At 64.8% G+C, this 26,399-nt stretch carries 27 protein-coding genes; 25 read left to right on the plus strand and 2 right to left on the minus strand.

Features of this window, described 5'->3' with window-relative positions:
• The first annotated feature begins 112 nt into the window (after positions 1–112).
• The 21 genes from QHG62_RS02865 (at position 113) to QHG62_RS02965 (ending at position 21,513) form a co-directional block, all read left to right on the plus strand.
• The gene (locus tag QHG62_RS02865) at positions 113–4,879 is read left to right on the plus strand and encodes a glutamate synthase-related protein (RefSeq protein WP_281149321.1); all 4,767 of its coding nucleotides are present in this window, start codon (positions 113–115) and stop codon (positions 4,877–4,879) included.
• 35 nt (positions 4,880–4,914) lie between these two features.
• The gene (locus tag QHG62_RS02870; RefSeq protein WP_281149322.1) at positions 4,915–6,393 is read left to right on the plus strand and encodes a glutamate synthase subunit beta; all 1,479 of its coding nucleotides are present in this window, start codon (positions 4,915–4,917) and stop codon (positions 6,391–6,393) included.
• A 65-nt stretch (positions 6,394–6,458) separates the two neighbouring features.
• A complete protein-coding gene (locus QHG62_RS02875) occupies positions 6,459–7,316 on the plus strand; it encodes an ABC transporter ATP-binding protein (protein WP_281149323.1) in 858 nt (285 codons plus the stop codon).
• Positions 7,313–8,095 (plus strand): lipid asymmetry maintenance ABC transporter permease subunit MlaE, encoded by a 783-nt coding sequence (gene mlaE / locus QHG62_RS02880; protein ID WP_281149324.1) that lies wholly within the window; start codon positions 7,313–7,315, stop codon positions 8,093–8,095. The genes QHG62_RS02875 and mlaE overlap by 4 nt, the downstream gene beginning before the upstream one ends.
• Positions 8,096–8,133: 38 nt before the next feature.
• The gene (gene mlaD, locus QHG62_RS02885) at positions 8,134–8,625 is read left to right on the plus strand and encodes an outer membrane lipid asymmetry maintenance protein MlaD (RefSeq protein ID WP_281149326.1); all 492 of its coding nucleotides are present in this window, start codon (positions 8,134–8,136) and stop codon (positions 8,623–8,625) included.
• Between the two features lie 26 nt (positions 8,626–8,651).
• A complete protein-coding gene (locus QHG62_RS02890) occupies positions 8,652–9,371 on the plus strand; it encodes an MlaA family lipoprotein (RefSeq protein ID WP_281149327.1) in 720 nt (239 codons plus the stop codon).
• Between the two features lie 186 nt (positions 9,372–9,557).
• Positions 9,558–10,217 (plus strand): MlaC/ttg2D family ABC transporter substrate-binding protein, encoded by a 660-nt coding sequence (locus tag QHG62_RS02895; protein ID WP_281149328.1) that lies wholly within the window; start codon positions 9,558–9,560, stop codon positions 10,215–10,217.
• Between the two features lie 4 nt (positions 10,218–10,221).
• Positions 10,222–10,494: an STAS domain-containing protein gene (locus QHG62_RS02900; RefSeq protein ID WP_126745531.1), complete on the plus strand. Its 273-nt coding sequence runs from the start codon at positions 10,222–10,224 to the stop codon at positions 10,492–10,494.
• 98 nt (positions 10,495–10,592) lie between these two features.
• Complete coding sequence (locus QHG62_RS02905; protein ID WP_281149329.1) at positions 10,593–11,540, plus strand: ABC transporter ATP-binding protein; 948 nt, start codon at positions 10,593–10,595, stop codon at positions 11,538–11,540.
• 5 nt (positions 11,541–11,545) lie between these two features.
• Positions 11,546–12,301 (plus strand): ABC transporter permease, encoded by a 756-nt coding sequence (locus tag QHG62_RS02910; RefSeq protein ID WP_281151482.1) that lies wholly within the window; start codon positions 11,546–11,548, stop codon positions 12,299–12,301.
• Positions 12,302–12,323: 22 nt separating this feature from the next.
• Positions 12,324–12,566 (plus strand): BolA family protein, encoded by a 243-nt coding sequence (locus QHG62_RS02915; protein WP_012746311.1) that lies wholly within the window; start codon positions 12,324–12,326, stop codon positions 12,564–12,566.
• A gap of 39 nt (positions 12,567–12,605) precedes the next feature.
• Positions 12,606–13,895: a UDP-N-acetylglucosamine 1-carboxyvinyltransferase gene (murA, locus tag QHG62_RS02920; RefSeq protein ID WP_281149331.1), complete on the plus strand. Its 1,290-nt coding sequence runs from the start codon at positions 12,606–12,608 to the stop codon at positions 13,893–13,895.
• Positions 13,892–14,542, plus strand: coding sequence for an ATP phosphoribosyltransferase (gene hisG, locus QHG62_RS02925; protein ID WP_281149332.1), 651 nt, complete (start codon positions 13,892–13,894; stop codon positions 14,540–14,542). The genes murA and hisG overlap by 4 nt, the downstream gene beginning before the upstream one ends.
• 20 nt (positions 14,543–14,562) lie before the next feature.
• Positions 14,563–15,885 carry a histidinol dehydrogenase gene (hisD, locus tag QHG62_RS02930; protein ID WP_281149333.1) on the plus strand — a complete coding sequence of 441 codons (1,323 nt, stop codon included), beginning with the start codon at positions 14,563–14,565 and terminating at the stop codon, positions 15,883–15,885.
• Between the two features lie 160 nt (positions 15,886–16,045).
• Positions 16,046–16,750: a hypothetical protein gene (locus tag QHG62_RS02935; RefSeq protein ID WP_281149335.1), complete on the plus strand. Its 705-nt coding sequence runs from the start codon at positions 16,046–16,048 to the stop codon at positions 16,748–16,750.
• A 4-nt stretch (positions 16,751–16,754) separates the two neighbouring features.
• Positions 16,755–17,126 carry a hypothetical protein gene (locus QHG62_RS02940; RefSeq protein WP_281149336.1) on the plus strand — a complete coding sequence of 124 codons (372 nt, stop codon included), beginning with the start codon at positions 16,755–16,757 and terminating at the stop codon, positions 17,124–17,126.
• Positions 17,123–18,211 carry a histidinol-phosphate transaminase gene (gene hisC / locus QHG62_RS02945; protein ID WP_281149337.1) on the plus strand — a complete coding sequence of 363 codons (1,089 nt, stop codon included), beginning with the start codon at positions 17,123–17,125 and terminating at the stop codon, positions 18,209–18,211. Before QHG62_RS02940 ends, hisC begins: the two co-directional genes overlap by 4 nt.
• On the plus strand, positions 18,208–18,831 hold the full coding sequence (gene hisB, locus QHG62_RS02950) for an imidazoleglycerol-phosphate dehydratase HisB (protein ID WP_281149338.1): 624 nt from the start codon (positions 18,208–18,210) through the stop codon (positions 18,829–18,831). Before hisC ends, hisB begins: the two co-directional genes overlap by 4 nt.
• A gap of 19 nt (positions 18,832–18,850) precedes the next feature.
• Positions 18,851–19,507 (plus strand): imidazole glycerol phosphate synthase subunit HisH, encoded by a 657-nt coding sequence (hisH, locus tag QHG62_RS02955; protein WP_281149339.1) that lies wholly within the window; start codon positions 18,851–18,853, stop codon positions 19,505–19,507.
• Positions 19,508–19,570: 63 nt separating this feature from the next.
• The gene (gene hisA / locus QHG62_RS02960; protein WP_126745541.1) at positions 19,571–20,314 is read left to right on the plus strand and encodes a 1-(5-phosphoribosyl)-5-[(5-phosphoribosylamino)methylideneamino]imidazole-4-carboxamide isomerase; all 744 of its coding nucleotides are present in this window, start codon (positions 19,571–19,573) and stop codon (positions 20,312–20,314) included.
• 20 nt (positions 20,315–20,334) lie between these two features.
• Positions 20,335–21,513 (plus strand): AAA family ATPase, encoded by a 1,179-nt coding sequence (locus QHG62_RS02965; RefSeq protein WP_281149340.1) that lies wholly within the window; start codon positions 20,335–20,337, stop codon positions 21,511–21,513.
• A 12-nt stretch (positions 21,514–21,525) separates the two neighbouring features.
• Here the strand turns inward: QHG62_RS02965 and QHG62_RS02970 are convergent, their stop codons facing one another.
• Together QHG62_RS02970 and QHG62_RS02975 are read right to left on the minus strand one after the other, a co-directional pair.
• Positions 21,526–22,443 carry an amino acid ABC transporter substrate-binding protein gene (locus tag QHG62_RS02970; protein WP_281149341.1) on the minus strand — a complete coding sequence of 306 codons (918 nt, stop codon included), beginning with the start codon at positions 22,441–22,443 and terminating at the stop codon, positions 21,526–21,528.
• Positions 22,444–22,451: 8 nt separating this feature from the next.
• Positions 22,452–23,759 (minus strand): dicarboxylate/amino acid:cation symporter, encoded by a 1,308-nt coding sequence (locus QHG62_RS02975; RefSeq protein ID WP_281149342.1) that lies wholly within the window; start codon positions 23,757–23,759, stop codon positions 22,452–22,454.
• 190 nt (positions 23,760–23,949) lie between these two features.
• Between QHG62_RS02975 and QHG62_RS02980 the strand changes: the two genes are divergently transcribed.
• The 4 genes from QHG62_RS02980 to QHG62_RS02995 are packed head-to-tail and all read left to right on the plus strand — an operon-like array spanning position 23,950 to position 26,390.
• The gene (locus QHG62_RS02980) at positions 23,950–24,786 is read left to right on the plus strand and encodes a D-hexose-6-phosphate mutarotase (RefSeq protein WP_281149343.1); all 837 of its coding nucleotides are present in this window, start codon (positions 23,950–23,952) and stop codon (positions 24,784–24,786) included.
• Between the two features lie 20 nt (positions 24,787–24,806).
• Positions 24,807–25,586: an imidazole glycerol phosphate synthase subunit HisF gene (hisF, locus tag QHG62_RS02985; protein ID WP_281149344.1), complete on the plus strand. Its 780-nt coding sequence runs from the start codon at positions 24,807–24,809 to the stop codon at positions 25,584–25,586.
• Between the two features lie 28 nt (positions 25,587–25,614).
• Positions 25,615–26,013: a phosphoribosyl-AMP cyclohydrolase gene (gene hisI / locus QHG62_RS02990; protein ID WP_281151484.1), complete on the plus strand. Its 399-nt coding sequence runs from the start codon at positions 25,615–25,617 to the stop codon at positions 26,011–26,013.
• A complete protein-coding gene (locus QHG62_RS02995) occupies positions 26,010–26,390 on the plus strand; it encodes a phosphoribosyl-ATP diphosphatase (RefSeq protein WP_281149345.1) in 381 nt (126 codons plus the stop codon). Before hisI ends, QHG62_RS02995 begins: the two co-directional genes overlap by 4 nt.
• Positions 26,391–26,399 lie beyond the last annotated feature (9 nt).

The following is a 26,399-nucleotide window of genomic DNA, read 5'->3' on the forward strand; positions in this document are numbered from 1 at the left end:
CAGACAAGAATACTCGGAATTTAATAGGAATCTGACCCCTATTAAAGTGTTTGGCATTCTTTGTGCATCGCAATATCCTTCTCTTCCCTGCGAAAAACTGAAGGAGTGCGCCATGACGACGGCTGCCGAGATCGAACATCTCCAACAACACGGTCTGTATTCCGGTGCCGACGAGCACGATGCATGCGGCGTCGGCTTCGTGGCGCACATCAAGGGCGAGAAAAGCCATGCGATCGTGCTGCAGGGCCTGAAGATCCTCGAAAACCTCGACCATCGCGGCGCAGTGGGCGCTGACAAGCTCATGGGCGACGGCGCGGGCATCCTGATCCAGTTGCCCGACCATCTGTACCGCGAAGAAATGGCCAAGCAGGGTGTCACGCTGCCGCCGCCGGGCGAATACGGCGTGGGCATGATCTTCCTGCCGAAGGAACACGCCTCGCGCGAAGCCTGCGAGCAGGAAATGGAACGCGCCATCAAGGCCGAAGGCCAGGTGCTGCTGGGCTGGCGCGACGTGCCGGTCAACCGCGACATGCCGATGTCGCCCACCGTGCGCGCCAAGGAACCGCTGCTGCGCCAGGTGTTCATCGGCCGCGGCAACGACGTGATCGTGCAGGACGCGCTGGAGCGCAAGCTGTACGTCATCCGCAAGACCGCCAGCGCCAACATCCAGCGCCTGAAGCTCAAGCACAGCAAGGAATACTACGTTCCGAGCATGTCGAGCCGCACCGTGGTCTACAAGGGCCTGCTGCTGGCCGACCAGGTGGGTACCTATTACCTCGACCTGCAGGACAAGCGCTGCATCTCGGCCCTCGGCCTCGTGCACCAGCGCTTCTCGACCAACACTTTCCCTGAATGGCCGCTGGCCCACCCGTACCGCTATGTCGCCCACAACGGCGAAATCAACACGGTCAAGGGCAACTACAACTGGATGAAGGCGCGCGAAGGCGTGATGTCTTCGCCCGTGCTCGGCGCCGACCTGCAGAAGCTGTACCCCATCAGCTTTGCCGGCCAGTCCGACACCGCCACGTTCGACAACTGCCTCGAGCTGCTGACGATGGCGGGCTACCCCATCAGCCAGGCGGTGATGATGATGATTCCCGAACCGTGGGAGCAGCACGCCACCATGGACCCGCGCCGCCGCGCTTTCTATGAGTACCACGCCGCCATGCTCGAGCCGTGGGACGGCCCGGCTTCCATCGTGTTCACCGACGGCCGCCAGATCGGCGCCACGCTCGACCGCAACGGCCTGCGCCCATCGCGCTACTGCGTGACGGACGACGACCTGGTCATCATGGCTTCGGAATCGGGCGTGCTGCCCGTGCCCGAGCAGAAGATCGTGCGCAAGTGGCGCCTGCAGCCCGGCAAGATGTTCCTGATCGACCTGGAGCAGGGCCGCATGATCGATGACGAGGAGGTCAAGGCCACCCTCGCCAACAGCAAGCCCTACAAGCAGTGGATCGAAAACCTGCGCATCAAGCTCGACAGCGTGCAGGCCGAACCCGCCGCGGCAACGATCAAGGCGCCCGTCAGCCAGGTCGCGCTGCTCGACCGCCAGCAGGCCTTTGGCTACACCCAGGAAGACATCAAGTTCCTGATGAGCCCGATGGCGCAGGCCGGCGAAGAAGGCATCGGCTCCATGGGCAACGACAGCCCGCTGGCCGTGCTCTCCAGCAAGAACAAGCCGCTCTACAACTACTTCAAGCAGTTGTTCGCGCAAGTGACCAACCCGCCTATCGACCCGATCCGCGAAGCCATCGTGATGTCGCTGGTGTCGTTCATCGGCCCCAAGCCCAACCTGCTGGACATCAACCAGGTCAACCCGCCGATGCGGCTCGAAGTGAGCCAGCCGATTCTCGACTTTGCCGACATGGCCAAGCTGCGCGACATCGGCAAGTACACGCAAGGCAAGTTCAAGAGCTATGTTCTCGACATCACCTACCCGCTCGCCTGGGGCGACGAAGGCGTCGAGGCCAAGCTGGCTTCGCTCTGCGCCGAAGCGGTCGATGCCATCAAGGGCGGCCACAACATCCTGATCGTGAGCGACCGCGGCGTGAGCCCGACGCAAGTTGCGATTCCCGCCGTGCTCGCGCTGTCGGCCGTGCACCAGTACCTGGTGCGCGAGGGCCTGCGCACCACGGCAGGCCTCGTCGTCGAAACCGGTTCGGCGCGTGAAGTGCATCATTTTGGCGTGCTGGCGGGCTACGGCGCGGAAGCCGTGCACCCCTACCTGGCCATGGAAACGCTCGCGGCCATGCACGCCGACCTGCCGGGCGACATGAGCGCCGAGAAGGCGGTCTACAACTACGTCAAGGCCATCGGCAAGGGTCTGTCGAAGATCATGTCGAAGATGGGTGTCAGCACCTACATGAGCTATTGCGGCGCGCAGCTCTTCGAGGCCATCGGCCTGAATACCGCCACCGTCAACAAGTACTTCACCGGCACGGCCAGCCGCGTCGAGGGCATCGGCGTGTTCGAGATTGCCGAAGAAGCCATCCGCATGCACAAGGCGGCCTTCGGCGACGATCCGATTCTTTCCAACATGCTCGACGCCGGCGGTGAATATGCCTGGCGCACGCGCGGCGAAGAGCACATGTGGACGCCCGACGCCATCGCCAAGCTGCAGCACAGCACGCGCTCGAACAACTGGAACACGTACAAGGAATACGCGCAGCTCATCAACGACCAGAACCGCCGCCATCTCACGCTGCGCGGCCTGTTCGAGTTCAAGCTGGACCCGGCCAAGGCCATTCCGGTCGACGAGGTCGAACCCGCGGCCGAAATCGTCAAGCGCTTTGCCACCGGCGCGATGTCGCTCGGCTCGATCAGCACCGAAGCGCACTCCACGCTTGCCATTGCCATGAACCGCATCGGCGGCAAGAGCAACACGGGCGAGGGCGGCGAAGATCCGGCGCGCTACCGCAACGAGCTCAAGGGCATTCCGATCAAGCAGGGCGACACGCTCAAGAGCGTGATCGGCGCGGCCAATGTCGAAGTCGACCTGCCGCTGAAAGACGGCGACTCGCTGCGTTCGCGCATCAAGCAGGTGGCTTCGGGCCGCTTCGGCGTCACGGCCGAGTACCTGCATTCGGCCGACCAGATCCAGATCAAGATGGCGCAGGGCGCCAAGCCGGGCGAGGGCGGCCAGCTCCCGGGCGGCAAGGTCACCGAGTACATCGGCAAGCAGCGCTATGCGGTTCCGGGCGTCGGCCTGATCTCGCCCCCGCCGCACCACGACATCTACTCCATTGAAGACCTGGCGCAGCTGATTCACGACCTGAAGAACGCCGCACCGCACGCGAGCATCAGCGTCAAGCTGGTGAGCGAAATCGGCGTGGGCACCATTGCAGCCGGCGTTGCCAAGTGCAAGAGCGACCACGTGGTGATCGCGGGCCATGACGGCGGCACGGGCGCGTCGCCCTGGTCGTCCATCAAGCACGCGGGCAGCCCGTGGGAAATCGGCCTCGCCGAAACGCAGCAGACGCTGGTGCTCAACCGCCTGCGCAGCCGCATCCGCGTGCAGGCCGACGGCCAGATGAAGACCGGCCGCGACGTCGCCATCGGCGCGCTGCTGGGGGCTGACGAGTTCGGCTTTGCCACCGCGCCGCTGGTGGTCGAAGGCTGCATCATGATGCGCAAGTGCCACCTGAACACCTGCCCGGTGGGCGTGGCCACGCAAGACCCGATCCTGCGCAAGAAGTTCTCGGGCAAGCCCGAGCACGTGGTCAACTACTTCTTCTTCGTTGCGGAAGAAGTGCGCCAGATCATGGCCCAGCTCGGCATCCGCAAGTTCGACGACCTGATCGGCCGCGCCGACCTGCTCGACATGCGCAAGGGCATCGAGCACTGGAAAGCCTCGGGCCTGGACTTCAGCCGCCTGTTCGCGCTGCCGACGGTGCCTGCCGAAGTGCCGCGCTACCACGTCGAAAACCAGGACCACGGCCTGGACAAGGCGCTGGACGTCAAGCTGATCGAAAAGTCCCGCCCCGCCATCGAGCGCGGCGAGAAGGTGCAGTTCATCGAGGTGGCGCGCAACGTCAACCGCTCGGTGGGCGCCATGCTGTCGGGCGCGCTGACCAAGGTGCATCCGCAGGGCCTGCCCGACGATTCGATCCGCATCCAGCTCGAAGGCACGGGCGGCCAGTCGTTCGGTGCTTTCCTGGCGCGCGGCATCACGCTGTACTTGATCGGCGATGCCAACGACTACACCGGCAAGGGCCTTTCGGGCGGCCGCGTGGTGGTTCGCCCGAGCCTCGACTTCCGCGGTGAAGCCATCCGCAACACCATCGTCGGCAACACCGCGCTCTATGGCGCGACCACCGGCGAAGCCTATCTGTGCGGCGTGGCCGGCGAACGTTTCGCGGTGCGCCTCTCGGGTGCCACGGCAGTCGTCGAAGGCACTGGCGACCATGGCTGCGAATACATGACCGGCGGCACGGTTGCGGTGCTCGGCAAGACGGGCCGCAACTTTGCGGCGGGCATGAGCGGCGGCGTGGCTTTCGTCTACGACGAAGACGGCCAGTTCGCGACGCGCTGCAATCTCTCGATGGTGTCGCTCGACAAGGTGCTGACCTCGGCCGAGCAGACCGCGAGCGTGCATCGCAAGATCTGGCACGGCGGCGAGACCGACGAGGCCCAGCTCAAGAAGCTGCTCGAAGAGCACCACCGCTGGACCGGCAGCAAGCGTGCACGCGAACTGCTCGACAACTGGGCCGTGGCGCGCACCAAGTTCGTCAAGGTGTTCCCGAACGAATACAAGCGTGCGCTCGCCGAGCTGCACGACCGCAAGGTCGAGCTCACGAGCAGCGGCAACAACGCGCACATCGGCCTCGAGCCGCACGCGATCGCCGCCGCACCGCAGGCCACGCCGGCCGCGGTCTGATAACCGGCGACACAGAGAACAAAGGAAAGCACGCGATGGGAAAGATCACCGGCTTCATGGAGCATGAGCGCATCGAAGAGGGCTACAAGCCCGTTGAAGAGCGCGTCAAGCATTACAAGGAATTCGTCGTCGGCCTGACGAACGAGCAGGCCAAGGTGCAGGGCGCACGCTGCATGGACTGCGGCACGCCGTTCTGCAACAGCGGCTGCCCGGTCAACAACATCATTCCGGACTTCAACGACCTCGTGTACCGCAACGACTGGCAGAACGCCTTCGCGGTGCTCGACTCGACCAACAACTTTCCGGAGTTCACCGGCCGCATCTGCCCCGCACCCTGCGAGGCGGCCTGCGTGCTCAACGTGAACGACGACCCCGTGGGCATCAAGTCGCTGGAACACGCCATCATCGACCGCGCCTGGGACGAAGGCTGGGTCGCGCCACGCGTTGCCAAGCACAAGACGGGCAAGAAAGTGGCGGTGGTGGGTTCGGGCCCGGCCGGCATGGCCGCGGCGCAGCAACTCGCGCGCGCCGGCCACGACGTGACGCTGTTCGAAAAGAACGACCGCATCGGCGGCCTGCTGCGCTACGGCATTCCCGACTTCAAGATGGAGAAGACGCACATCGACCGCCGCGTCGAGCAGATGAAGGCCGAGGGCGTCACCTTCCGCACCGGCGTGATCGTCGGCGCCTCGAAAGACACGCTCGGCAAGGGCTCCAAGGTGACCAATCTCGCCAAGGAAACCGTCACGCCCGAGCAACTGGACAAGGAGTTCGATGCCGTGCTGCTCACCGGCGGCGCCGAGCAATCGCGCGACCTGCCGGTACCGGGCCGCGACCTGGACGGCATCCACTTTGCGATGGAGTTCCTGCCGCAGCAGAACCGCGTCAATGCGGGCGACAAGGTCAAGGGCCAGTTGCGCGCCGAAGGCAAGCACGTCATCGTCATCGGCGGCGGCGACACCGGCTCCGACTGCGTGGGTACCAGCAACCGCCACGGTGCAGCCAGCGTCACCCAGTTCGAGCTGATGCCGCAGCCGCCCGAAGAAGAAAACCGCCCGCTGACCTGGCCTTACTGGCCGATCAAGCTGCGCACCAGTTCCAGCCACGAAGAAGGCTGCGAGCGCGAATTCGCCATCTCCACCAAGGAGTTCATCGGCGAAAAGGGCAAGGTTACCGGCCTGAAGACCGTCCGCGTGGAGTGGAAAGACGGAAAAATGCAGGAAGTGGCGGGCAGCGAGCAGATCCTCAAGGCCGATCTCGTGCTGCTGGCCATGGGCTTCATCAGCCCTGTGGCCACCGTGCTGGATGCCTTCGGCGTCGAGAAGGACGCGCGCGGCAATGCCAAGGCAACCGTCGATTTCATCGGCGGCTATGCCACCAATGTACCCAAGGTGTTCGCAGCGGGCGATATCCGCCGCGGCCAGTCGCTGGTGGTGTGGGCAATTCGCGAAGGCCGACAGGCTGCGCGCTCGGTGGATGAATTTTTGATGGGATTTAGCGACTTACCGCGCTGATTTTTGTTTCAATTTCGCGGGGCCACTCACGGCCCCGCTATCATTTGCAGAAACCGCATGCCGGGATGCCTGTCAAGGCGCCCGGCTTTTTTATTGAGATGGACCCAGCCGCACAGCCACACCCTTTTGTAGAGTTCCGCGACGTTACGTTCGGCTATGGCGCACGTGCGATTCTCGACGGGGTGTCTTTTGCCGTTCCGCGCGGCAAGGTCACTGCGCTCATGGGAGCCTCCGGCGGCGGAAAGACCACCGTGCTGCGGCTCGTCGGCGGACAGCAGCGGGCGCAGCGCGGGCAGGTGCTTTTCGACGGCCAGGACGTCGGCAAATTCGATGCGGCGGCTCTGTATAAAGCGCGGCGGCGCATGGGCATGCTCTTCCAGTTCGGTGCCTTGTTCACTGACATGAGCGTGTTCGACAACGTCGCCTTTCCTTTGCGTGAGCACACGCAGCTGTCGGAAGCACTGGTGCGCGACATCGTGCTCATGAAGCTTGACGCAGTGGGCTTGCGCGGCGCGCGAGACCTCTTGCCCAGCGAAGTGTCCGGCGGCATGGCGCGGCGCGTAGCCCTGGCGCGCGCCATTGCGCTCGACCCCGACCTTGTGATGTACGACGAGCCTTTTGCCGGCCTCGACCCGATTTCGCTCGGCACTGCGGCGCGGCTGATCCGCCAGCTCAACGACACGCTGGGGCTGACCAGCATCGTCGTGTCGCATGATCTCGAAGAAACATTCCGCATCGCCGATCACGTGATCATCCTGGCCAACGGCGCCATCGCAGCGCAGGGCACGCCTGACGAAGTGCGGCAGAGCGCCGATCCGCTGGTTCACCAGTTCGTCAATGCGCTGCCCGACGGGCCGGTGCATTTTCATTACCCTGGCGTTGGAATCGAAGCAGATTTCGGCAATGAGGGAGGGCGCGCATGACCTGGTGGAAGCCCGCCGATGTCGGCTTTGCTGTGCGCAGCAAGCTTGCCGATATGGGCTATGGCGCCAAGCTGTTCATTCGCCTGGCGTTCCAAGGCGCGCAGAGCCTCCGGCGCTTCAGCCTGGTGCGCGACCAGATTCACTTTCTGGGCAATTACTCGCTCGCCATCATTGCGGTGTCCGGCCTTTTCGTCGGCTTTGTGCTCGGCCTGCAGATGTATTACGCACTGCAGCGCTACGGTTCTTCCGAGGCGCTTGGCCTGCTGGTCGCCCTCAGCTTGGTGCGCGAGCTCGGCCCCGTGGTGGCAGCCTTGCTTTTTACCGGGCGTGCCGGTACCTCGCTGACTGCAGAAATCGGCCTCATGAAGGCCGGCGAGCAGCTCAGTGCCATGGAAATGATGGCCGTCGACCCCGTGCGGCGAATTCTTGCTCCACGCTTTTGGGCCGGCGTCATCACCATGCCGCTGCTGGCGGCCGTGTTCAGCGCGGTCGGCATCATGGGGGGCTACGTAGTGGGCGTGCTGATGCTGGGCGTCGACCCGGGCGCGTTCTGGGGTCAGATGCAAGGCGGCGTCGATGTCTGGCGCGACGTCGGCAACGGCGTGATCAAGAGCATCGTCTTCGGCTTTACCGTGACCTTCATTGCGCTGCTGCAGGGCTACGAGGCCCAGCCCACGCCTGAAGGCGTGTCGCGCGCGACCACGCGCACGGTGGTCATGGCATCGCTGTCGGTGCTCGGCCTCGACTTCCTGTTGACCGCCATGATGTTCAGTATTTGAAGGAGCCTGGGCTCCAATCGTTCTAGAGAGTGCAAACCATGCAACGTTCCACTAACGACATCTGGGTCGGCCTGTTCGTCCTGATCGGCGGCGCGGCGCTTCTGTTCCTCGCGCTGCAATCGGCCAACCTGCTGAGCCTGAATTTCCAGAAGACGTACAACGTCACCGCGCGCTTCGACAACATCGGCGGTCTCAAGCCGCAAACCGCGGTCAAGAGCGCGGGCGTGGTGGTCGGCCGTGTGGAATCGATCTCGTTCGACGACAAGTCCTTTCAGGCCAGCGTCACGCTGGCATTGCAAAACCGTTACAGTTTTCCCAAGGACAGCTCGCTCAAGATCCTGACCAGTGGCCTGCTCGGCGAGCAGTACATCGGAATCGAGGCGGGCGCCGAGGAGAAGAACCTGCAAGCCGGCGACACCATTACCTCGACCCAATCGGCCGTGGTGCTGGAAAACCTGATCAGCCAGTTCCTCTACAGCAAGGCGGCAGAAGGAAATACTTCGACGCCGGGAACAGCCAACAAAAAATGAAAACAAGCCTTTTTTCCTCGATCGCTATGAATAACGTAGCGAGCCATGCACGCTGGATGAGCGTGGCAGCCGTTTTTGCGGTGCTTGCAGGCTGCGCTAGCGGCCCCCGGGCCAATCCGGCCGACCCGTTCGAGCCATTCAACCGAGGCGTCACCAGTTTTAACGACAAGGTCGACGAAGCTGTGCTGGTGCCGGTGGCCACGGCCTACCAGCGCGTGCTGCCCTCCATGGTGCGCACCGGCGTGAGCAATTTCTTCGGCAACCTGGGCGATGTCTGGAGCTTTGCCAACAGCGTGGCCCAGCTCAAGCTGCAGAACAGCGCCGAAACCTTCATGCGGGTCAACGTCAACACCTTCTTCGGGCTCGGCGGTCTCCTGGACATCGCCACCGAAGCCGGCATCGACCGCCACGAAGAAGACTTCGGCCAGACGCTGGGACGCTGGGGCGTGGGCGCGGGCCCGTACGTCGTGCTGCCGCTGCTCGGCCCTTCGACCCTGCGCGACACGGCGGCCCTGCCGGTCGACCGGGCCGGAAGCGTGATCGGGAACATGAACGACGTTGCATGGCGCAATTCGCTTTCCGTGCTCGAAGTGGTCGATACGCGCGCAAAGTACCTGCGTGCCGGCCGCCTGCTCGATGATGCGGCGCTCGACAAGTACACCTTCACCCGCGACGCCTTCCTGCAGCACCGCCGCAACGACGTCTACGACGGCAATCCGCCCGACGACGACCAAGGCGGAAAGTAAGAACAGGAATCGAGCCGAAAAGAGGCTGTTCACTACCGGACGAGATGTTTTCTGCTTGCATCCGGTTTCAAGGCTTCACCTGCGCTTCAGGAACCCGGTCGGCTTCGAGCCCGTCGAATACGTTCTTTCCACAAGGCGCGCCTTTCGTTTGCGCCTTGTGGATTTTCAAAACTTGAGGGAATTGCCATGAACAACAATATCTTGCAACGACGCGGCTTTGGCCGCCTGGTACTGGCCAGCGCACTTCTTTTTGGCGCCGCCGCGGCGTTCGTGCGCCCGGCGCACGCTGCAGACGAAGCGCCCGATGCGCTGGTCAAGCGGCTGTCTACCGATGTGCTCGAAACCATCAAGGCCGACACCTCCATCAAGGCAGGCGACATCAACAAGATCATGCTGCTGGTCGACAGCAAGATCATGCCCAACGTCAATTTCCAGCGCATGACGGCTTCCGCCGTGGGCCCGGCATGGCGCCAGGCCACGCCCGAACAGCAGAAGCGTCTGCAGGATGAATTCAAGACCCTGCTCGTGCGCACCTATGCCGGCGCGCTCGACCAGGTAAGCGACCAGACCGTCACGGTTCGCCCGTTCCGCGGTTCGCCCGAAGACACCGAGGTGCTGGTGCGCACCGAGGTCAAGGGCCGCGGCGACCCGGTGCAGCTGGACTACCGCCTTGAGAAAACACCCGGCCAGGGCGGCGGCTGGAAGGTGTACAACCTCAATGTGCTGGGCGTCTGGCTCGTCGATACCTACCGCACCCAGTTCTCGCAGGAAATCAATGCCCGCGGTATCGATGGCCTGATTGCAGCGCTGGCAGCGCGCAACAAGGGCAACAGCGGCAAGAATTGACGCCATGCTGGTGCTGCCGACGAAACTCACCCACGACGAGGCCCCTGCCTGCATGCGCATGCTGCAGCAGGGGTTGGCGGGGCAGACCGACACCTCGACAGTGGTCGACGCCAGCGCCTTGACGCAGTTCGATTCGTCGGCCCTGGCCGTGCTGCTGGAGTGCCGGCGCGAGTCGAGCGCGCTGGGCCGCGGTTTTGCCGTGAAGGGGCTCTCGCCGCGCTTGCGCGAGCTGGCCGCCCTGTACGGCATCGCGGGTCTCTTGCCGGCGGCACCCTAGCCGGTAGCAGGTAGCCGGTAGTCAGGGCCCTCGCACGTCAGGGCATCCGGACCCGGCGCAGCAGCTTGCCGGGCGCGCCCGTAAAATCGCCGGCTCCCATGCCCGCGATCTCATTCCAATCGGTCTCCAAGACCTACCCTCCCTCCAGACAGCAACGGGCCCAAGGCAAGCAAGGGCTGCGCGCCGTCGAGGAGGTCAGCTTCCAGATCGAGCCGGGCGAGTTCTTCGGCTTGCTCGGCCCCAACGGCGCGGGCAAGACCACGCTCATCAGCATGCTGGCCGGCCTGTCTCGTCCTACGGCCGGGGCCATCAGCGTGCATGGCTTCGACGTGCAGCGCGACTATGCCGAAGCCCGGCGCCAGCTTGGCATCGTGCCGCAGGAGCTGGTGTTCGACCCGTTTTTCAACGTACGGGAATCGCTGCGCATCCAGTCGGGCTACTTCGGTATCAAGAACAACGAAGCCTGGATCGACGAATTGCTGCAAAGCCTTGGCCTCGCCGACAAGGCCACGGCCAACATGCGCCAGCTTTCGGGCGGCATGAAACGCCGGGTGCTCGTGGCGCAAGCGCTGGTGCACAAGCCGCCGGTCATCGTGCTCGACGAGCCCACCGCCGGCGTCGACGTGGAGTTGCGCCAGACGCTCTGGCAGTTTGTTGCCAAGCTCAACAAGCAGGGCAGCACCGTGCTACTGACCACGCACTACCTCGAGGAAGCCGAGGCGCTGTGCAGCCGTATCGCCATGCTCAAGCTGGGCCGCGTGATCGCGCTCGACCGCACCAGCGAACTCCTGAAGTCGGCCGCGAGCAACGTGCTGCGGTTCAAGACCGATTCCATGCTGCCCTGGGCCATTGCCCAGCATGCGCGCATCACGGGGCGCATCGTGCAACTGCCGGCGCAGAACGCCCATGAAGTCGAACAACTGCTGGCCGCGATCCGCGAAGCCGGCGTCGCCGTGGAAGATGTGGAAATGCGCAAGGCCGATCTTGAAGACGTGTTCATCGACCTGATGGCGGGTGAGCAAACGCCGCTGGAGGTCTCGCGATGATGGCTGTGACAGGTTGGCGCGCGCTGCTTTACAAGGAAACGCTGCGCTTCTGGAAGGTCGGCTTCCAGACCGTGGGCGCGCCGGTGCTCACCGCGCTGCTCTATCTCATGGTGTTCGGGCACGTGCTCGAAGACCATGTGAAGGTCTATGGGTCGGTCGGCTACACGGCGTTTCTGGTGCCAGGCCTCGTGATGATGAGCGTGCTGCAGAACGCGTTCGCCAACAGCTCGTCGTCCATCATCCAGAGCAAGATCATGGGCAACCTGGTCTTCGTGCTGCTCACGCCGCTCTCGCACTGGGGCTGGTTCTTTGCCTATGTGGGATCGTCGGTGATCCGCGGGCTGGCCGTGGGGCTCGGCGTCTTCGCGGTGACCGTGTTCTTCGCCATGCCGAGCTTCGTCGCGCCGGTCTGGATTCTGGTGTTCGCGCTGCTGGGCTCTGCGATGCTCGGCACGCTGGGGCTCATTGCCGGGCTCTGGGCCGAGAAGTTCGACCAGATGGCCGTGTTCCAGAACTTCCTGATCATGCCCATGACCTTTCTCTCGGGCGTGTTCTATTCGATCGGCTCGCTGCCGCCTTTCTGGCAATCAGTGAGCCACCTCAACCCGTTCTTCTACATGATCGACGGCTTCCGCTACGGCTTCTTCGGCGTGAGCGACGCATCGCCCTGGCTCAGCCTGGGTATCGTCGGAGCCGCCTGGCTGGTGGTGAGCGCCATTGCCGTCCACTTGCTGCGAATCGGCTACAAAATCCGAGGCTGACCCGCCTTTCTTTCAGACCCCCATGACCGCCGAACAACTCCAGGCCCTGATCCAGTCCCATCTTCCTTGCGAGCACATCACGCTCGAAGGCGACGGCCGCCACTGGTACGCCACCATCGTGTCGGCCGAATTCGAGGGCAAGCGCGCCATTCAGCGGCATCAGCGGGTCTACGCGACCCTCGGTGCGAAAATGCATACCGACGAGGTGCATGCGCTCTCCATGAAAACCTATACGCCCGCCGAATGGGCGGCGTTGGAAAAATAACTCTCCGGCCCGCGGGGCCCTGATTTCGCTGGAAATTCGATGGACAAACTTCTGATTCGCGGCGGGCGCCAGCTTCGCGGCGAGGTACTCATTTCCGGCGCCAAGAACGCAGCCTTGCCGGAGCTTTGCGCCGCGCTGCTGACCGACCAGCCCGTGACGCTGCACAACGTGCCGCGCCTGCAGGACGTGTCGACCATGCTCAAGCTGGTGCGCAACATGGGCGTGGTGGCCGATCGCGACGACAACGGCACGGTGCAGCTCAACGCGGGTGACCTCGCCAACCCCGAGGCTCCCTACGAACTGGTGAAGACCATGCGAGCCTCGGTGCTGGCGCTGGGCCCGCTGCTCGCGCGCTTCGGCCGTGCCAAGGTGTCGCTGCCGGGCGGCTGCGCCATCGGTTCGCGGCCCGTCGACCAGCACATCAAGGGCCTGCAGGCCATGGGCGCCGACATCGTGGTCGAGCACGGCTACATGATCGCCAGCCTGCCGGCCGGGCGCACCCGCCTGAAGGGCGCGCGCATCCTCACGGACATGGTCACGGTCACCGGCACCGAGAACTTCCTCATGGCCGCTGCGCTGGCCGAGGGCGAAACGCTGCTCGAAAACGCCGCCCAAGAGCCCGAGATCGTCGACCTGGCCGAAATGCTGATCCGCATGGGCGCCAGGATCCAGGGCCACGGCACCAGCCACATTCGCATCCAGGGCGTTGAAAAGCTGCACGGCTGCGAACACGCGGTGGTGGCCGACCGCATCGAGGCCGGCACCTTCCTGTGCGCCGTTGCGGCCACGGGCGGCGACGTGTTCTTGCGCCACGCCCGCGCCGACCACATGGACGCCGTGATCGACAAGCTGCGCGATGCCGGCTGCACGGTGGCCGCGGAAGAGGGCGGCGTGCGCATCAGCTCCAAGGCCCCGGCCAGCGAGCACCTCAAGGCGCAGAGCTTCAGCACTACCGAATACCCAGGCTTCCCGACGGACATGCAGGCCCAGTTCATGGCCCTGAACGTGATTGCGCGCGGCGCCTCGATGGTGACCGAAACCATCTTCGAGAACCGCTTCATGCACGTGAACGAGATGGTGCGCCTGGGTGCCACCATCCATGTCGAAGGCAAGGTGGCGATGGTCGAGGGCGTGCCCCAGCTTTCGGGTGCCACCGTGATGGCCACCGACCTGCGCGCCTCGGCCAGCCTTGTGATCGCCGGGCTCGTGGCCGACGGCGAGACGCTGATCGACCGCATCTACCACCTGGACCGCGGCTACGACCGCATGGAAGCCAAGCTGCGCGGCATCGGGGCCGACATCGAGCGCGTAGCGGGAGCGGCCGCATGATTACCCTTGCTCTGTCCAAAGGCCGCATCTTCGAAGAGACGATGCCCCTGCTGGCCGCCGCCGGCATCGAGGTCACGGAAGACCCGGAAAAATCGCGCAAGCTGATTCTTGCGACCACGCGGCCCGACGTGCGCGTGGTGCTGGTGCGCGCCTCCGACGTGCCCACCTACGTGCAGTACGGCGGCGCCGACCTAGGCGTGACCGGCTCCGACGTGCTGCTGGAGCACGGCAACCAGGGCCTCTACCAACCGCTCGACCTGCGCATTGCGGCCTGCCGCCTCAGCGTGGCCGTGCGGGCCGACTACGACTACGCCTCGGCCGTGAAGCAGGGCTCCCGCCTGCGCGTGGCCACCAAATACGTGGGCCTGGCGCGCGACTTCTTCGCCAGCAAGGGCGTGCACGTCGATCTGATCAAGCTCTACGGCAGCATGGAACTCGCGCCGCTCACGGGCCTGGCCGACGCCATCGTCGACCTGGTCTCGACTGGCAACACGCTGCGGGCCAATCACCTGGTCGAGGTCGAGCGCATCATGGACATCAGCGCACGCCTCGTCGTCAACCAGGCCGCGCTCAAGCTCAAGCGCGAACCGATCCGCCGCATCATCGACGCCTTCGCTTCCGCCATTCCGGCGGCAGCCACGCCCTGACAAGTTTCATACCCAGCCTCATGACACTGAAAGCAGCCCCCGCCCGTCTCTCCACGACTTCAGCCAGCTTCGATGCTGAATTCAAGGCGCGGCTGCATTGGTCCGCCGACGCGGACGCGGCCATCGAGAAGGTGGTGGCCGACATCCTGGCCGACGTGCAGAAACGCGGCGACGATGCGGTGCTGGAATACACCAACCGCTTCGACAAGCTCGGTGCCAGGACGCTGCCCGAACTGGAGCTGACGCAGGCCGAACTGAAGGCCGCGTTCGAATCGTTGCCCGCCGCCCAGCGCGACGCACTCGAAGCCGCCGCGCGCCGTGTGCGCAGCTACCACGAGGCCCAGAAGAAGGCGAGCGGCGAGAGCTGGAGCTACCGCGATGCCGACGGTACGCTGCTCGGGCAAAAGGTGACGCCGCTCGACCGCGTCGGCATCTACGTGCCGGGCGGCAAGGCGGCCTATCCGTCGAGCGTGCTGATGAACGCGATTCCGGCGCACGTGGCCGGCGTGGCCGAAATCATCATGGTGGTTCCAACGCCGGGCGGCGAGAAGAACCCGCTCGTTCTGGCCGCAGCCTACGTGGCCGGCGTGACGCGCGGCTTCACCATCGGCGGCGCGCAAGCCGTGGCTGCCTTGGCCTACGGCACTGCCACCATTCCCGCAGTCGACAAGATCACCGGCCCGGGCAACGCCTACGTCGCGGCCGCCAAGCGCCGTGTGTTCGGTACCGTGGGCATCGACATGATCGCCGGCCCGAGCGAAATTCTCGTCCTGGCCGACGGCACCACGCCGCCCGATTGGGTGGCCATGGACCTGTTCAGCCAGGCCGAGCACGACGAACTCGCGCAAAGCATCTTGCTGTGCCCCGATGCGGCATACATCGACCGCGTGCAGGCCGAGATCGACCGCCTGCTGCCAGCCATGCCGCGCGCCGAAATCATCGCGGCCTCGCTCAACGGCCGCGGCGCCCTCATCCACACGAAGAGCATGGAAGAGGCCTGCGAAATCAGCAACCGCATCGCCCCCGAACACCTGGAAGTCAGCAGCAGCGAGCCGAACCGCTGGGAGCCGCTGCTGCGCCACGCCGGCGCGATCTTCCTTGGCGCCTTCACCAGCGAAAGCCTGGGCGATTACTGCGCCGGACCCAACCACGTGCTGCCGACCAGCGGCACGGCGCGTTTCTCGAGCCCGCTCGGCGTCTACGACTTCCAGAAGCGTTCGAGCCTCATCGAAGTGAGCGAAGCCGGTGCCCAGGTGCTCGGCCCCATCGCCGTGACGCTGGCTGAAGGCGAGGGCCTGCAGGCGCACGCCGAAGCGGCGCGGATGCGCCTGCGCAAGATCTGAAGTTCCATAAATAGAAAACCGCTCGGGAGGAGCAAGCCAGATGATTCATCGTCTTCATAGGTCGCGTTTTTTCAGATTTGCAGCCGGCCTCGTTGCAGGCGCGGGCTTGCTCGTCGCCTGCAGCCAAATCCCGCAGGCACCGCGCAACGAGTCGGCCGCCTTGTCCGCAACTCCCAGCGCCGCCGCCGCTGCCGCACCCGCACAGCTTGGCACCCAGTGGGGCGAGGGCATCGAATCGAAGACACGCACGGTCAATGCGAAGCGGCTGTCGGCGCAGCCTGACGAAGTGGCCTTGCTGGGCTACAACGAGGCCTCCACCGTGCGGCGCGAGGCCGGCAACAACCCCGAGCGCCGGCTCAACCTGCAATTGGCCCAGGGCGATGTCGAATGGTCGGTGCTCGACGAAAACGGCCGTCCCCTGCCGATGCAGCGCGCACGCCGCAGCAGCGACATGTTCCGGCTCGCGGGCATCGAAGGTGCGCGCTATACGCTGCGCTTTCGCAACCTGAGCGACCGAAGCTACGAAGTGATCGCTACCGTCGACGGCCTCGACGTGCTGAACGGCAAGCCCGGCAGCCTGCGCAACGGCGGCTATGTGCTGGGCCCGCAGCAGGTGCTCGACATCGAGGGCTTCCGCAAGAGCCAGAGCGAGGTGGCGGCCTTCCGTTTCGCCGCCCCGGGCCGCGCCTATGCGGCAAACACCGAAGCGGGCGACGTACGCAACATCGGCGTGATCGGCGCTGCGCTGTTCGAGCTCGAGCAGCCGGAGGCACAACGCCGTCCGCGCCGCAATGCCGCGCCAGTGCAGCCTAGCGCTTTCCCGGCAGACGAGGCGTACGCGCCGCCGCCGCGCTACCGCAAGTAACGACATGAGCCGTGCCGCCGTCCTGCTGCTGCCGCGCCTTTCGGTGCTGTTGCTCGCACTGGCGGCCGCTGCTGGCGCGCAGGCCATGAGCATCCGCGAATTGCGCACGCTCGAAGCCAACGAGAAAGACGGCAAGGCCTACGCGAGCTATTACCTCGTCGGCGTGCTCGAAGGCCTGCGCGAAGGCGTGGAGGCGTCGCAGCGCAACGGGCAAAAGCCCATCTTCTGCGTTGAAGGCCGCCGCCTCGAGCCGTCGATGGCGCGCTCCCTCTATCAAACCGAGCTGACCCGCAACGCCGACAGCTATGAAGCCGACATGCCCGTGCAACTGGTGATGTCCGGCGCCCTCAAGAACAGCTACCGCTGCACCCGATGACCACTTCGCCTACCGCCCGCCCGATCGACCGCATCCGCTCCGACGTGCAGTCCATGCATGCCTATGCGGTGCAGGACGCGCGCGGCTTCGTCAAGCTCGACGCCATGGAGAACCCGTTCGGCCTGACGCCTGCATTGCAGGCCGAGCTTGGCGCACGGCTCGGCGCCTTGGCGCTCAATCGCTACCCCGGCGAGCGGGGCGGCGACCTGCAGCGCGCGCTGGCCGCGCATGCGCACATGCCTGAAGGCTTTGCGCTGATGCTGGGTAACGGCTCCGACGAGTTGATTTCGCTTCTGGCCATTGCCTGCGATGTGCCGGGCGCCACGTTGCTTGCGCCCGTGCCCGGCTTCGTGATGTACGCCATGAGTGCCCAGTTGCAGGGCCTGCGCTTCGCCGGCGTGCCGCTCACGGCCGATTTCGAGCTCGACGAGGCGGCGATGCTCGCTGCCATCGCGCGCGAGAAGCCGGCCATCGTGTACCTGGCGTATCCGAACAACCCCACCGCCAACCTCTGGGACGATGCGGTCATCGAAAAGGTCGTCGAGGCCCAGGGCGCGCAGGGCGGCCTGGTGGTGATCGACGAGGCCTACCAGCCGTTTGCCGCCAAGAGCTATATCGACCGCATTGCGCGGCATGGCCATGTGCTGCTGATGCGCACGCTCAGCAAGTTCGGCTTGGCGGGCATCCGCCTCGGCTACCTCATGGGGCCGGCCGAGCTGATCGCGCAGATCGACAAGGTGCGCCCGCCCTACAACATCAGCGTGCTCAACTGCGAATGCGCGCTGTTCGCGCTCGAGCATGCCGAAGTGTTCGAGGCCCAGGCCCGGCAAATTCGCGAGGAACGCCACCGCCTCATGATGGGGCTCGGCCGGCTCGCGGGCGTGAAGACGTGGCCGAGCGACGCCAACATGATCCTCGTGCGGGTGCCCGATGCCGCCAAGACCTTCGAGGGCATGAAGGCCCGCGGGATTCTGGTGAAGAACGTTTCTAAAATGCACGAACTGCTCGCAAATTGCCTGCGCCTCACCGTCGGAACGTCCGACGAGAATGCGCGGATGCTCGCGGCACTCGAAGCCTCACTATGACCACCCCCCAAACAGCCGACACGGGCACCGCCGCGCGCACCGCATCGGTCACCCGCAACACCGCCGAAACCAAGATCACCGTCAGCGTCAACCTCGACGGCACCGGCAAGGCCAAGCTCTCCACCGGCATCGGCTTTTTCGACCACATGCTCGACCAGATCGCCCGCCACGGCTTGATCGACCTCGACATCGACTGCCAGGGCGACCTGCACATCGACGGCCACCACACGGTGGAAGACGTGGGCATTACCCTCGGCCAGGCGGTTGCCAAGGCCGTGGGCGACAAGAAGGGCATTCGCCGCTACGGGCATGCCTATGTGCCGCTGGACGAAGCGCTGAGCCGCGTGGTCATCGACTTTTCGGGCCGCCCTGGGCTGGTGATGCACGTGCCGTTCACCAGCGGCATGATCGGCACCTTCGACAGCCAGCTCACCTACGAGTTCTTTCAGGGCTTCGTCAACCACGCCTTCGTTACGCTGCACATCGACAACCTGAAGGGCGTGAACGCGCATCACCAGTGCGAGACGGTGTTCAAGGCCTTTGCGCGCGCAATGCGCGGCGCGCTCGAGCTCGATCCGCGTTCCGTGGGCGTCATTCCCTCGACCAAGGGTTCGCTCTGAAATCTTCCAGCGAACAGCTATGAAATCTGTAGCAAATACCGTCGCGGTCGTCGACTACGGCATGGGCAACCTGCATTCGGTGTCGCAGGCCGTGCGGCATGCGGCCGACCAGGTGGGCGTCGAGGTTTTCGTCACTTCCGATCCCGAGGTGGTGCGCAGGGCCACCCGCGTGGTGCTGCCGGGGCAGGGCGCCATGCCCGACTGCATGCGCGAACTGCGCGATTCCGGGCTGCAGGAATCGGTGCTCGAGGCCGCGGCGAACAAGCCGCTCTTCGGCGTATGCGTGGGCATGCAAATGATGCTGTCGCGCAGCGACGAAGGGCCGACAGATGGCCTGGGCCTGATTCCCGGCGAGGTCGTCAAGTTCGACCTTGCCGGCCGCCTGCAGCCCGACGGCAGCCGCTTCAAAGTGCCTCAGATGGGCTGGAACCAGGTGCGCCAGGCCCAGCCGCACGCCGTGTGGGCGGGCATTCCCGACCAGAGCTACTTCTATTTCGTGCACAGCTTCTACGCGCGGCCAGCGGACGCCCGGCACAGCGTGGGCGAGGCAGATTACGGGGCATGCTTTACCGCAGCCATCGCACGCGATAACATTTTTGCCACCCAGTTCCACCCGGAGAAGAGTGCGGACCACGGGTTGCAGCTGTACCGAAATTTCCTCCACTGGAATCCCTGACCTTATATTTCCGACCGGGCCGAACCTTCCTCAGCCCGGATTCCGCACACTCGCGTCACTTCCATGCTCCTCATTCCCGCCATTGATCTCAAAGACGGCCACTGCGTTCGCCTCAAACAGGGCGACATGGACCAGTCCACCATCTTCAGCGAAGACCCCGCCGCCATGGCGCGCAAGTGGGTCGAGGCGGGCGCGCGGCGGCTGCATTTGGTCGATTTGAATGGTGCCTTCGCTGGAAAGCCGCAGAACCATGCGGCGATCAAGGCAATCTTGCGCGAGGTGGGCGACGACATCCCGGTGCAGTTGGGCGGCGGCATCCGCGACCTGGACACCATCGAGCGCTACATCGACGACGGCCTGCGCTACGTGATCATCGGCACCGCCGCGGTCAAGAACCCCGGCTTTCTCAAGGACGCCTGCGTCGCCTTCGGCGGCCACATCATCGTGGGGCTCGACGCCAAGGACGGCAAGGTTGCCACCGACGGCTGGAGCAAGCTCACGGGCCACGAGGTGGCCGACCTGGGCAAGAAGTTCGAGGACTACGGCGTCGAATCGATCATCTACACCGACATCGGCCGCGACGGCATGCTTTCGGGCATCAACATCGATGCCACCGTCAAGCTGGCTCAGGCGCTGACCATTCCGGTGATTGCCTCGGGCGGCTTGTCGAACATGGCCGACATCGACCAGCTTTGCGCGGTCGAGTCCGAAGGCGTCGAAGGCGTGATCTGCGGCCGCGCCATTTATTCGGGCGACCTCGATTTCGCCGCCGCGCAAGCCCGCGCGGACGAACTCGCGGGCGTCTGAGGCCTCCTGCGTAGCGCGGCGTGCTCTCCGCGCTCGCCATTGCCAACTACCGGTCGCTGCGCCAGCTGACGGTGCCGCTCGGCCGGCTCACCGTGGTCACGGGGCCCAACGGCAGCGGCAAATCCAGCGTGTACCGTGCGATGCGGCTTTTGGCCGACATTGCCAACGGCGGCGTCATCCGCTCGCTGGTGCGCGAAGGCGGGCTTTCTTCCACACTTTGGGCAGGGCCTGAGCGCTTTTCAGCCGCCATGCTGCGCGGCGATGTCCCGGTGCAGGGCACCGTGCGCAGCGAGCCGGTGAACCTGCGGCTCGGGTTCTCGGGCGTTGAAGCGAGCGACTTTGGCTACGCCATCGACATCGGCCTGCCACCGCCCGTTCCGCCCACGGCTTTTTCACGCGATCCCGAAATCAAGCGCGAGGCCATCTGGAGCGGCCCGGTGCTGCGGCCCGCCACGCAACTGGTCGACCGCAAGGGCGCATCGCTGCGGCTGCGCGGCGAGCGCAGCGGAAGCTGGGACGCGGTGGGCCGGCCCATCGCCCAGTTCGCCAGCATGATGACCGAGTACGCCGATCCGCATGCCGCACCCGAGATGCTCACGCTGCGCGAGCAGATGCGGTCCTGGCGCTTCTACGACCACTTCCGCTCCGACGCCGATGCGCCCTCGCGCCAGCTGCAGATCGGCACCTACACACCGGTGCTCGCCAACGACGGCGCCGACCTGGCCGCCGCGCTGCAGACCATCCGCGAGATTGGCGACAGCGATGCACTCGACCGTGCCGTGGACGACGCGTTCCCCGGCGCCCGCATCCAGGTGCGGGTGAACGAAGAGCGCTTCGAAACGCTGATGCACCAGCACGGCCTGCTGCGGCCGTTGACGGCGGCGGAGCTCTCGGACGGCACCCTGCGCTACCTGCTCTGGATTGCCGCGCTGCTGACGCCCCGGCCACCGGCGCTGTTGGTGCTCAATGAGCCCGAGACCAGCCTGCATCCCGACCTGTTGCCCGCGCTCGGGCGGCTGATCGCGCAGGCCGCGCGCGAGTCGCAGATCATCGTCGTGTCGCATGCCCCGCGGCTGATCGCCGCGCTCGAAGACAGCGAAGACCTGCAATCGGTGGTGCTCGAAAAGCGCTTCGGCGAAACCCGCATCGCCAATCTCGACATGAGCGGGATCCCGCATTGGGCGTGGCCTGCGCGGTGAGCGCGGGCCTGGCTATTCCGCCTTCACCGCCATCGTCTGGATGATCGCCTCCAGCTGCGCGCTCATCGGCAGGTTGATGCTTTCTCCCGTGGGCAGCTTGCGCAGGAACCAGCGCTTGTACTGGCGCTCGATCTCGCCGTCCTGCGCCAGCACCTGGAAGGCGTCGTTGATCACCTTGCCCAGCTGTGCATCGCCCTTGCGGTACATGATGCCGTAGGGGTCGTAGGAGAGGTAGTCGCCCACCACCTCGTAGTCGGCCTTGGCGGCGTCCCGGGCAATCAGTCCGTAGAGCAGAACGTCGTCGGTGGCGAAGGCGTCGGCCTGGCCGCTCTTCACAAGCCCGAACGAATCGGCATGGTCGCGCGCCACCTGCAGGTCGATGCCGAGCTTGAACTTCTGCGAAAGCTCGCGCAGCGTCTTTTCATTGGTGGTGCCGGCGGTCACAGCCACCCGTTTGCCGGCCAGGTCGCGAAACGACTTGATCGGCGAGCCCTTCTTCACCAGCACCTTGGTGCCCGAGACGAAAATCGTGGGCGAAAAGCTCACGCGCTTCTGGCGCTCGAGGTTGTTGGTGGTCGAGCCGCATTCGAGGTCGACCGTGCCGCGTTCGACCGCTTCGATGCGGGAATCGGAAGTCACCGGCACCCACTTGACCACGAGGCTCCTGTTCACCGCCTCCTCAATGGCCGTAACCAACTCTCGGCAGAGCTCGATTGAATAGCCGACCGGTTCCTGGCGTGCATTGAGAAACGAAAACGGCACCGAAGACTCGCGGTAGCCAATGGTGATGGCGCCGCTCCCGCGTGCTTTGGCGAGGGTGCCGGTCAGCATCGCAGGAGCTTCTTGCGCCCGCGCGGCGGCCGCCGTGGCAAGGGCAACAACCGCCAGCAGGCCGGCAATGAAAACCGGCAGCATGGCCTTGGGCTTCATGGCGGGCCTCACGCGTGAGCGGGGTGGGCAAGGGTAGCGGCGGCTTCCTCGTCCAGGGTCTTGGCATTGGCTGCTGCGTCGCTTTCCGAGAGCAGCTCGCCCTCCCACTTGGCAACCACGGCGGTGGCGATGGAGTTGCCCACCGCGTTGGTAGCCGAGCGCCCCATGTCCAGGAAAGTGTCCACGCCCAAGATCAGCAGCAGGCCGGCTTCCGGAATGTCGAAGTGGTTGAGCGTGGCCGCAATGACCACCAGCGAGGCGCGCGGTACGCCGGCCATGCCCTTGGAAGTGAGCATCAGGATCAGCAGCATGGTGATCTGCGTGCTGAGCGGCATGTGAATGTTGTAGGCCTGTGCAATGAAGAGCACCGCAAAGGTGCAATACATCATCGAACCGTCGAGGTTGAACGAATAGCCCATGGGCATCACGAAGCTCGAGATCTTGCGTTTCACGCCGAAACGGTCGAGCGCCTGCAGGATCTTGGGGTAGGCCGCCTCCGAACTGGCAGTGGCAAACGAGAGCAGAAAGGCTTCCTTGATGAGGACCATCAGCTTGAACACGCGCGGGCCGAGGAACGTGAGGCCCGCGAGGATCAGCACGCCCCACAGCACGAAAAGGCCCAGGTAGAAGTCGCCCATGAAGACCGCAAACTTGAGCAGGATGCCCAGGCCGTTCGTTGCAACGGTGGCGGCCATGGCAGCCATGACCGCAAGGGGTGCCAGCTTCATCACATAACCCGTGATCTTGAGCATGGCATGCGAAAGCTCGTCGATGGCGGCCACCAGCGTCTTGGCCTTGTCTCCGAGCGACGCCAGCGCAACGCCGAAGAACATCGAGAACACCACGATCTGCAGGATCTCGTTGTTGGCCATGGCCTCGGCAAAAGACTTGGGCACCATGTGGCTCACGAAATCCTTGAGCGTGAACTTGGCGGTGGCCAGGTTGGCCGAAGCGCCGATGTCCGGCAACGGCAGGCCGAGGTTCTCGCCCGGCTTCAGAACGTTGGCCATCACGAGCCCGATCACCAGCGAGATCAGCGAGGCGGTGAAGAACCAGCCGAGCGACTTGCCGAACACGCGGCCCACCGACTTGGCGTCGCCCATGTGCGCAATGCCCACCACCAGCGTGGAGAACACGAGCGGGCCGATCAGCATCTTGATGAGGCGCAGAAATACGTCCGACACGATCGACACGTAGCCTGCAATCTGCGCTGCGGCTTTCTTGTCCGGGAAGCTCGTGAAGATCATGTAGCCGACAAAAATGCCGAGCACCATGGCAACCAGGATCCAGATGGCGGACGGCAGTTTTTTCTTCATGCGTTTCTCTATGGTTATGTATGGTTTTGGAGGTGCGCGCGGACCTGCCGGCGTCTGTGCTGTGTGCGGCCGGCAAAAGGGTATCCAAGAAGACCCCTTGCGTGCAACCAGCACCACCACTGCCCTGATGAGGTCTTAAGTGTCCAGTGCCGGTTTCGTGGGCGGGAATTTCGCTGCCTACAATTCCGGCATGGACATCAATCCGATCGAGTTTCGCGGCCAGCCGGCGCTTCGCGCCGCCGGCGCCGACGGCAGTGCTTTCACCGTGTCCCTGCACGGGGCGCAGCTGCTTTCCTGGACCACGGCGGATAGCGCCGAACGGCTCTACCTGAGCCCGCGCGCCGTGTTCGACGGAGCGGCCGCAATCCGCGGCGGGGTACCCATTTGCTGCCCTCAATTCAACCAGCGCGGCATGTTGCCCAAGCATGGCTTCATGCGAAATCTGCCTTGGGAAAACCGTGGCGTCGACGCTGCATCGGGCGAACTGACCTTGCGGCTGCGCGACAGCGAGGCCACCCGCAAGCTCTGGCCGCACGCTTTCGAGGCACGCCTGCAGATCAGCATGGCCCCGGGCAAGCTGCGCACCGCTCTCACGCTGCTCAATGTCGATCATGCGCCATTCAGCTTTGCAGCGGCGTTACATACCTATTTGCGTGTCGGCAATATTGCAGACGTGCGGCTGGAGGGGCTGCAGGGCGCCAACCGCTGGGATTCGCTGCGCGACGACCGCCACGTGGAAACGGCGCCCGCACTGCGCTTCGAGGCCGAGTTCGACAGCGTCTACGCCGCTCCCGCCAAACCGCTGCACCTGGTGCAGCCGGACGGCACTCTCGAGATTACGCAAAGCGCGAGCTGCAGCGAAACCGTGGTCTGGAACCCGGGCGCGGTGCTTGGTGCGAAACTCGCCGACATGCCCGAAGACGGCTACCGGCACATGCTGTGCGTGGAAGCCGCACGCATCGACGAGCAGGTGCTGCTCTTGCCGGGCGCCCAATGGCAGGGCTGGCAGCAGCTTCGCGTACTCTGATTTTTCCTTTACGACCGACCATGCTCGCAAAACGCATCATTCCCTGTCTCGACGTTACCGGCGGCCGCGTGGTCAAGGGTGTCAACTTTCTCGAACTGCGCGATGCCGGCGATCCGGTCGAGATTGCAGCGCGCTACAACGCGCAGGGCGCCGACGAGCTCACCTTTCTCGACATCACCGCCACCAGCGATGGCCGCGACCTCATCCTGCCGATCATCGAGGCGGTCGCCTCGCAGGTCTTCATTCCGTTGACCGTAGGAGGCGGCGTGCGCACCGTGGCCGATGTGCGCCGGCTGCTCAACGCGGGCGCCGACAAGACCAGCTTCAATTCGGCCGCCATTGCCGATCCGCAGGTCATCAACGACGCGTCTCAGAAATACGGCTCGCAGTGCATCGTGGTGGCCATCGATGCCAAGCGCCGCAGTGCGGAAGAAGCCGTTACCCGCGGCGCAGGCTGGGACGTGTACAGCCATGGCGGCCGCAAGAACACCGGCCTGGACGCCGTCGAGTGGGCCACCGAGATGGTGCGCCGGGGCGCCGGCGAAATCCTGCTCACGAGCATGGACCGCGACGGAACCAAGAGCGGGTTCGACCTCGAACTCACCCGCGCGGTGAGCGACGCCGTGAATGTGCCGGTCATTGCGTCGGGCGGGGTCGGCAACCTCGACGACCTGGCCGATGGCATCCAGACCGGCGGCGCCGACGCGGTGCTGGCTGCCAGCATCTTTCACTACGGCGAGCACACCGTGGGCGAAGCTAAAGCCCGCATGGCCGCGCGGGGCATTCCCGTGCGGACGTGATCCGCTTCAGGCCGCTCGGGGTGGGACAATACCTTCCATGAATTGGCTTGACGAAGTGAAGTGGGACGCGAACGGCCTGGTGCCCGTGATCGCGCAGGAACAGGGCAGCAACGACGTGCTGATGTTCGCCTGGATGAACCGCGAGGCGCTCGAAAAGACCGCCGAGCTTGGCCGCGCCGTGTATTTCAGCCGCTCGCGCAACAAGCTGTGGTTCAAGGGCGAGGAGTCGGGCCACGTGCAAACGGTGCATGAAATCCGTCTGGACTGCGACAACGACGTGGTCCTGCTCAAGGTCACGCAGCTCGGCCATGAGCCGGGCATTGCCTGCCACACCGGCCGCCACAGCTGCTTTTTCAGCAAATACGAGAACGGCCAATGGACCGCCGTCGAGCCGGTCTTGAAAGACCCGGAGTCGATCTACAAATGACGGCCACAGTGAACACCTCCGACGCCCTCGCGCGCCTTGCTTCGGTCATCGAAAGCCGGCTCCCGGCCCGCGGCGGCGACCCCGAAAAAAGCTACGTGGCGCGCCTGCTGCACAAAGGCCCGGACGCTTTCCTCAAGAAAATCGGCGAGGAAGCCACCGAGGTGGTCATGGCGGCCAAGGACGCCGACCACGGCGGCGATCGCACAAAAATAGTGAACGAAGTGGCCGATTTGTGGTTCCACACCATGGTGGCGCTGGCGCACTACGGTTTCTCGCCCGCCGAGGTCGTTGCGGAGCTCGAGCGCCGCGAGGGCACCAGCGGCATCGAGGAAAAAGCCCTGCGCAAGGCGCAGGCCCGCGAAGCATCCGACGATTGAAAGGACATC

It is taken from the genome of Variovorax paradoxus (assembly GCF_029919115.1).
GTDB lineage: Bacteria > Pseudomonadota > Gammaproteobacteria > Burkholderiales > Burkholderiaceae_C > Variovorax > Variovorax paradoxus_O.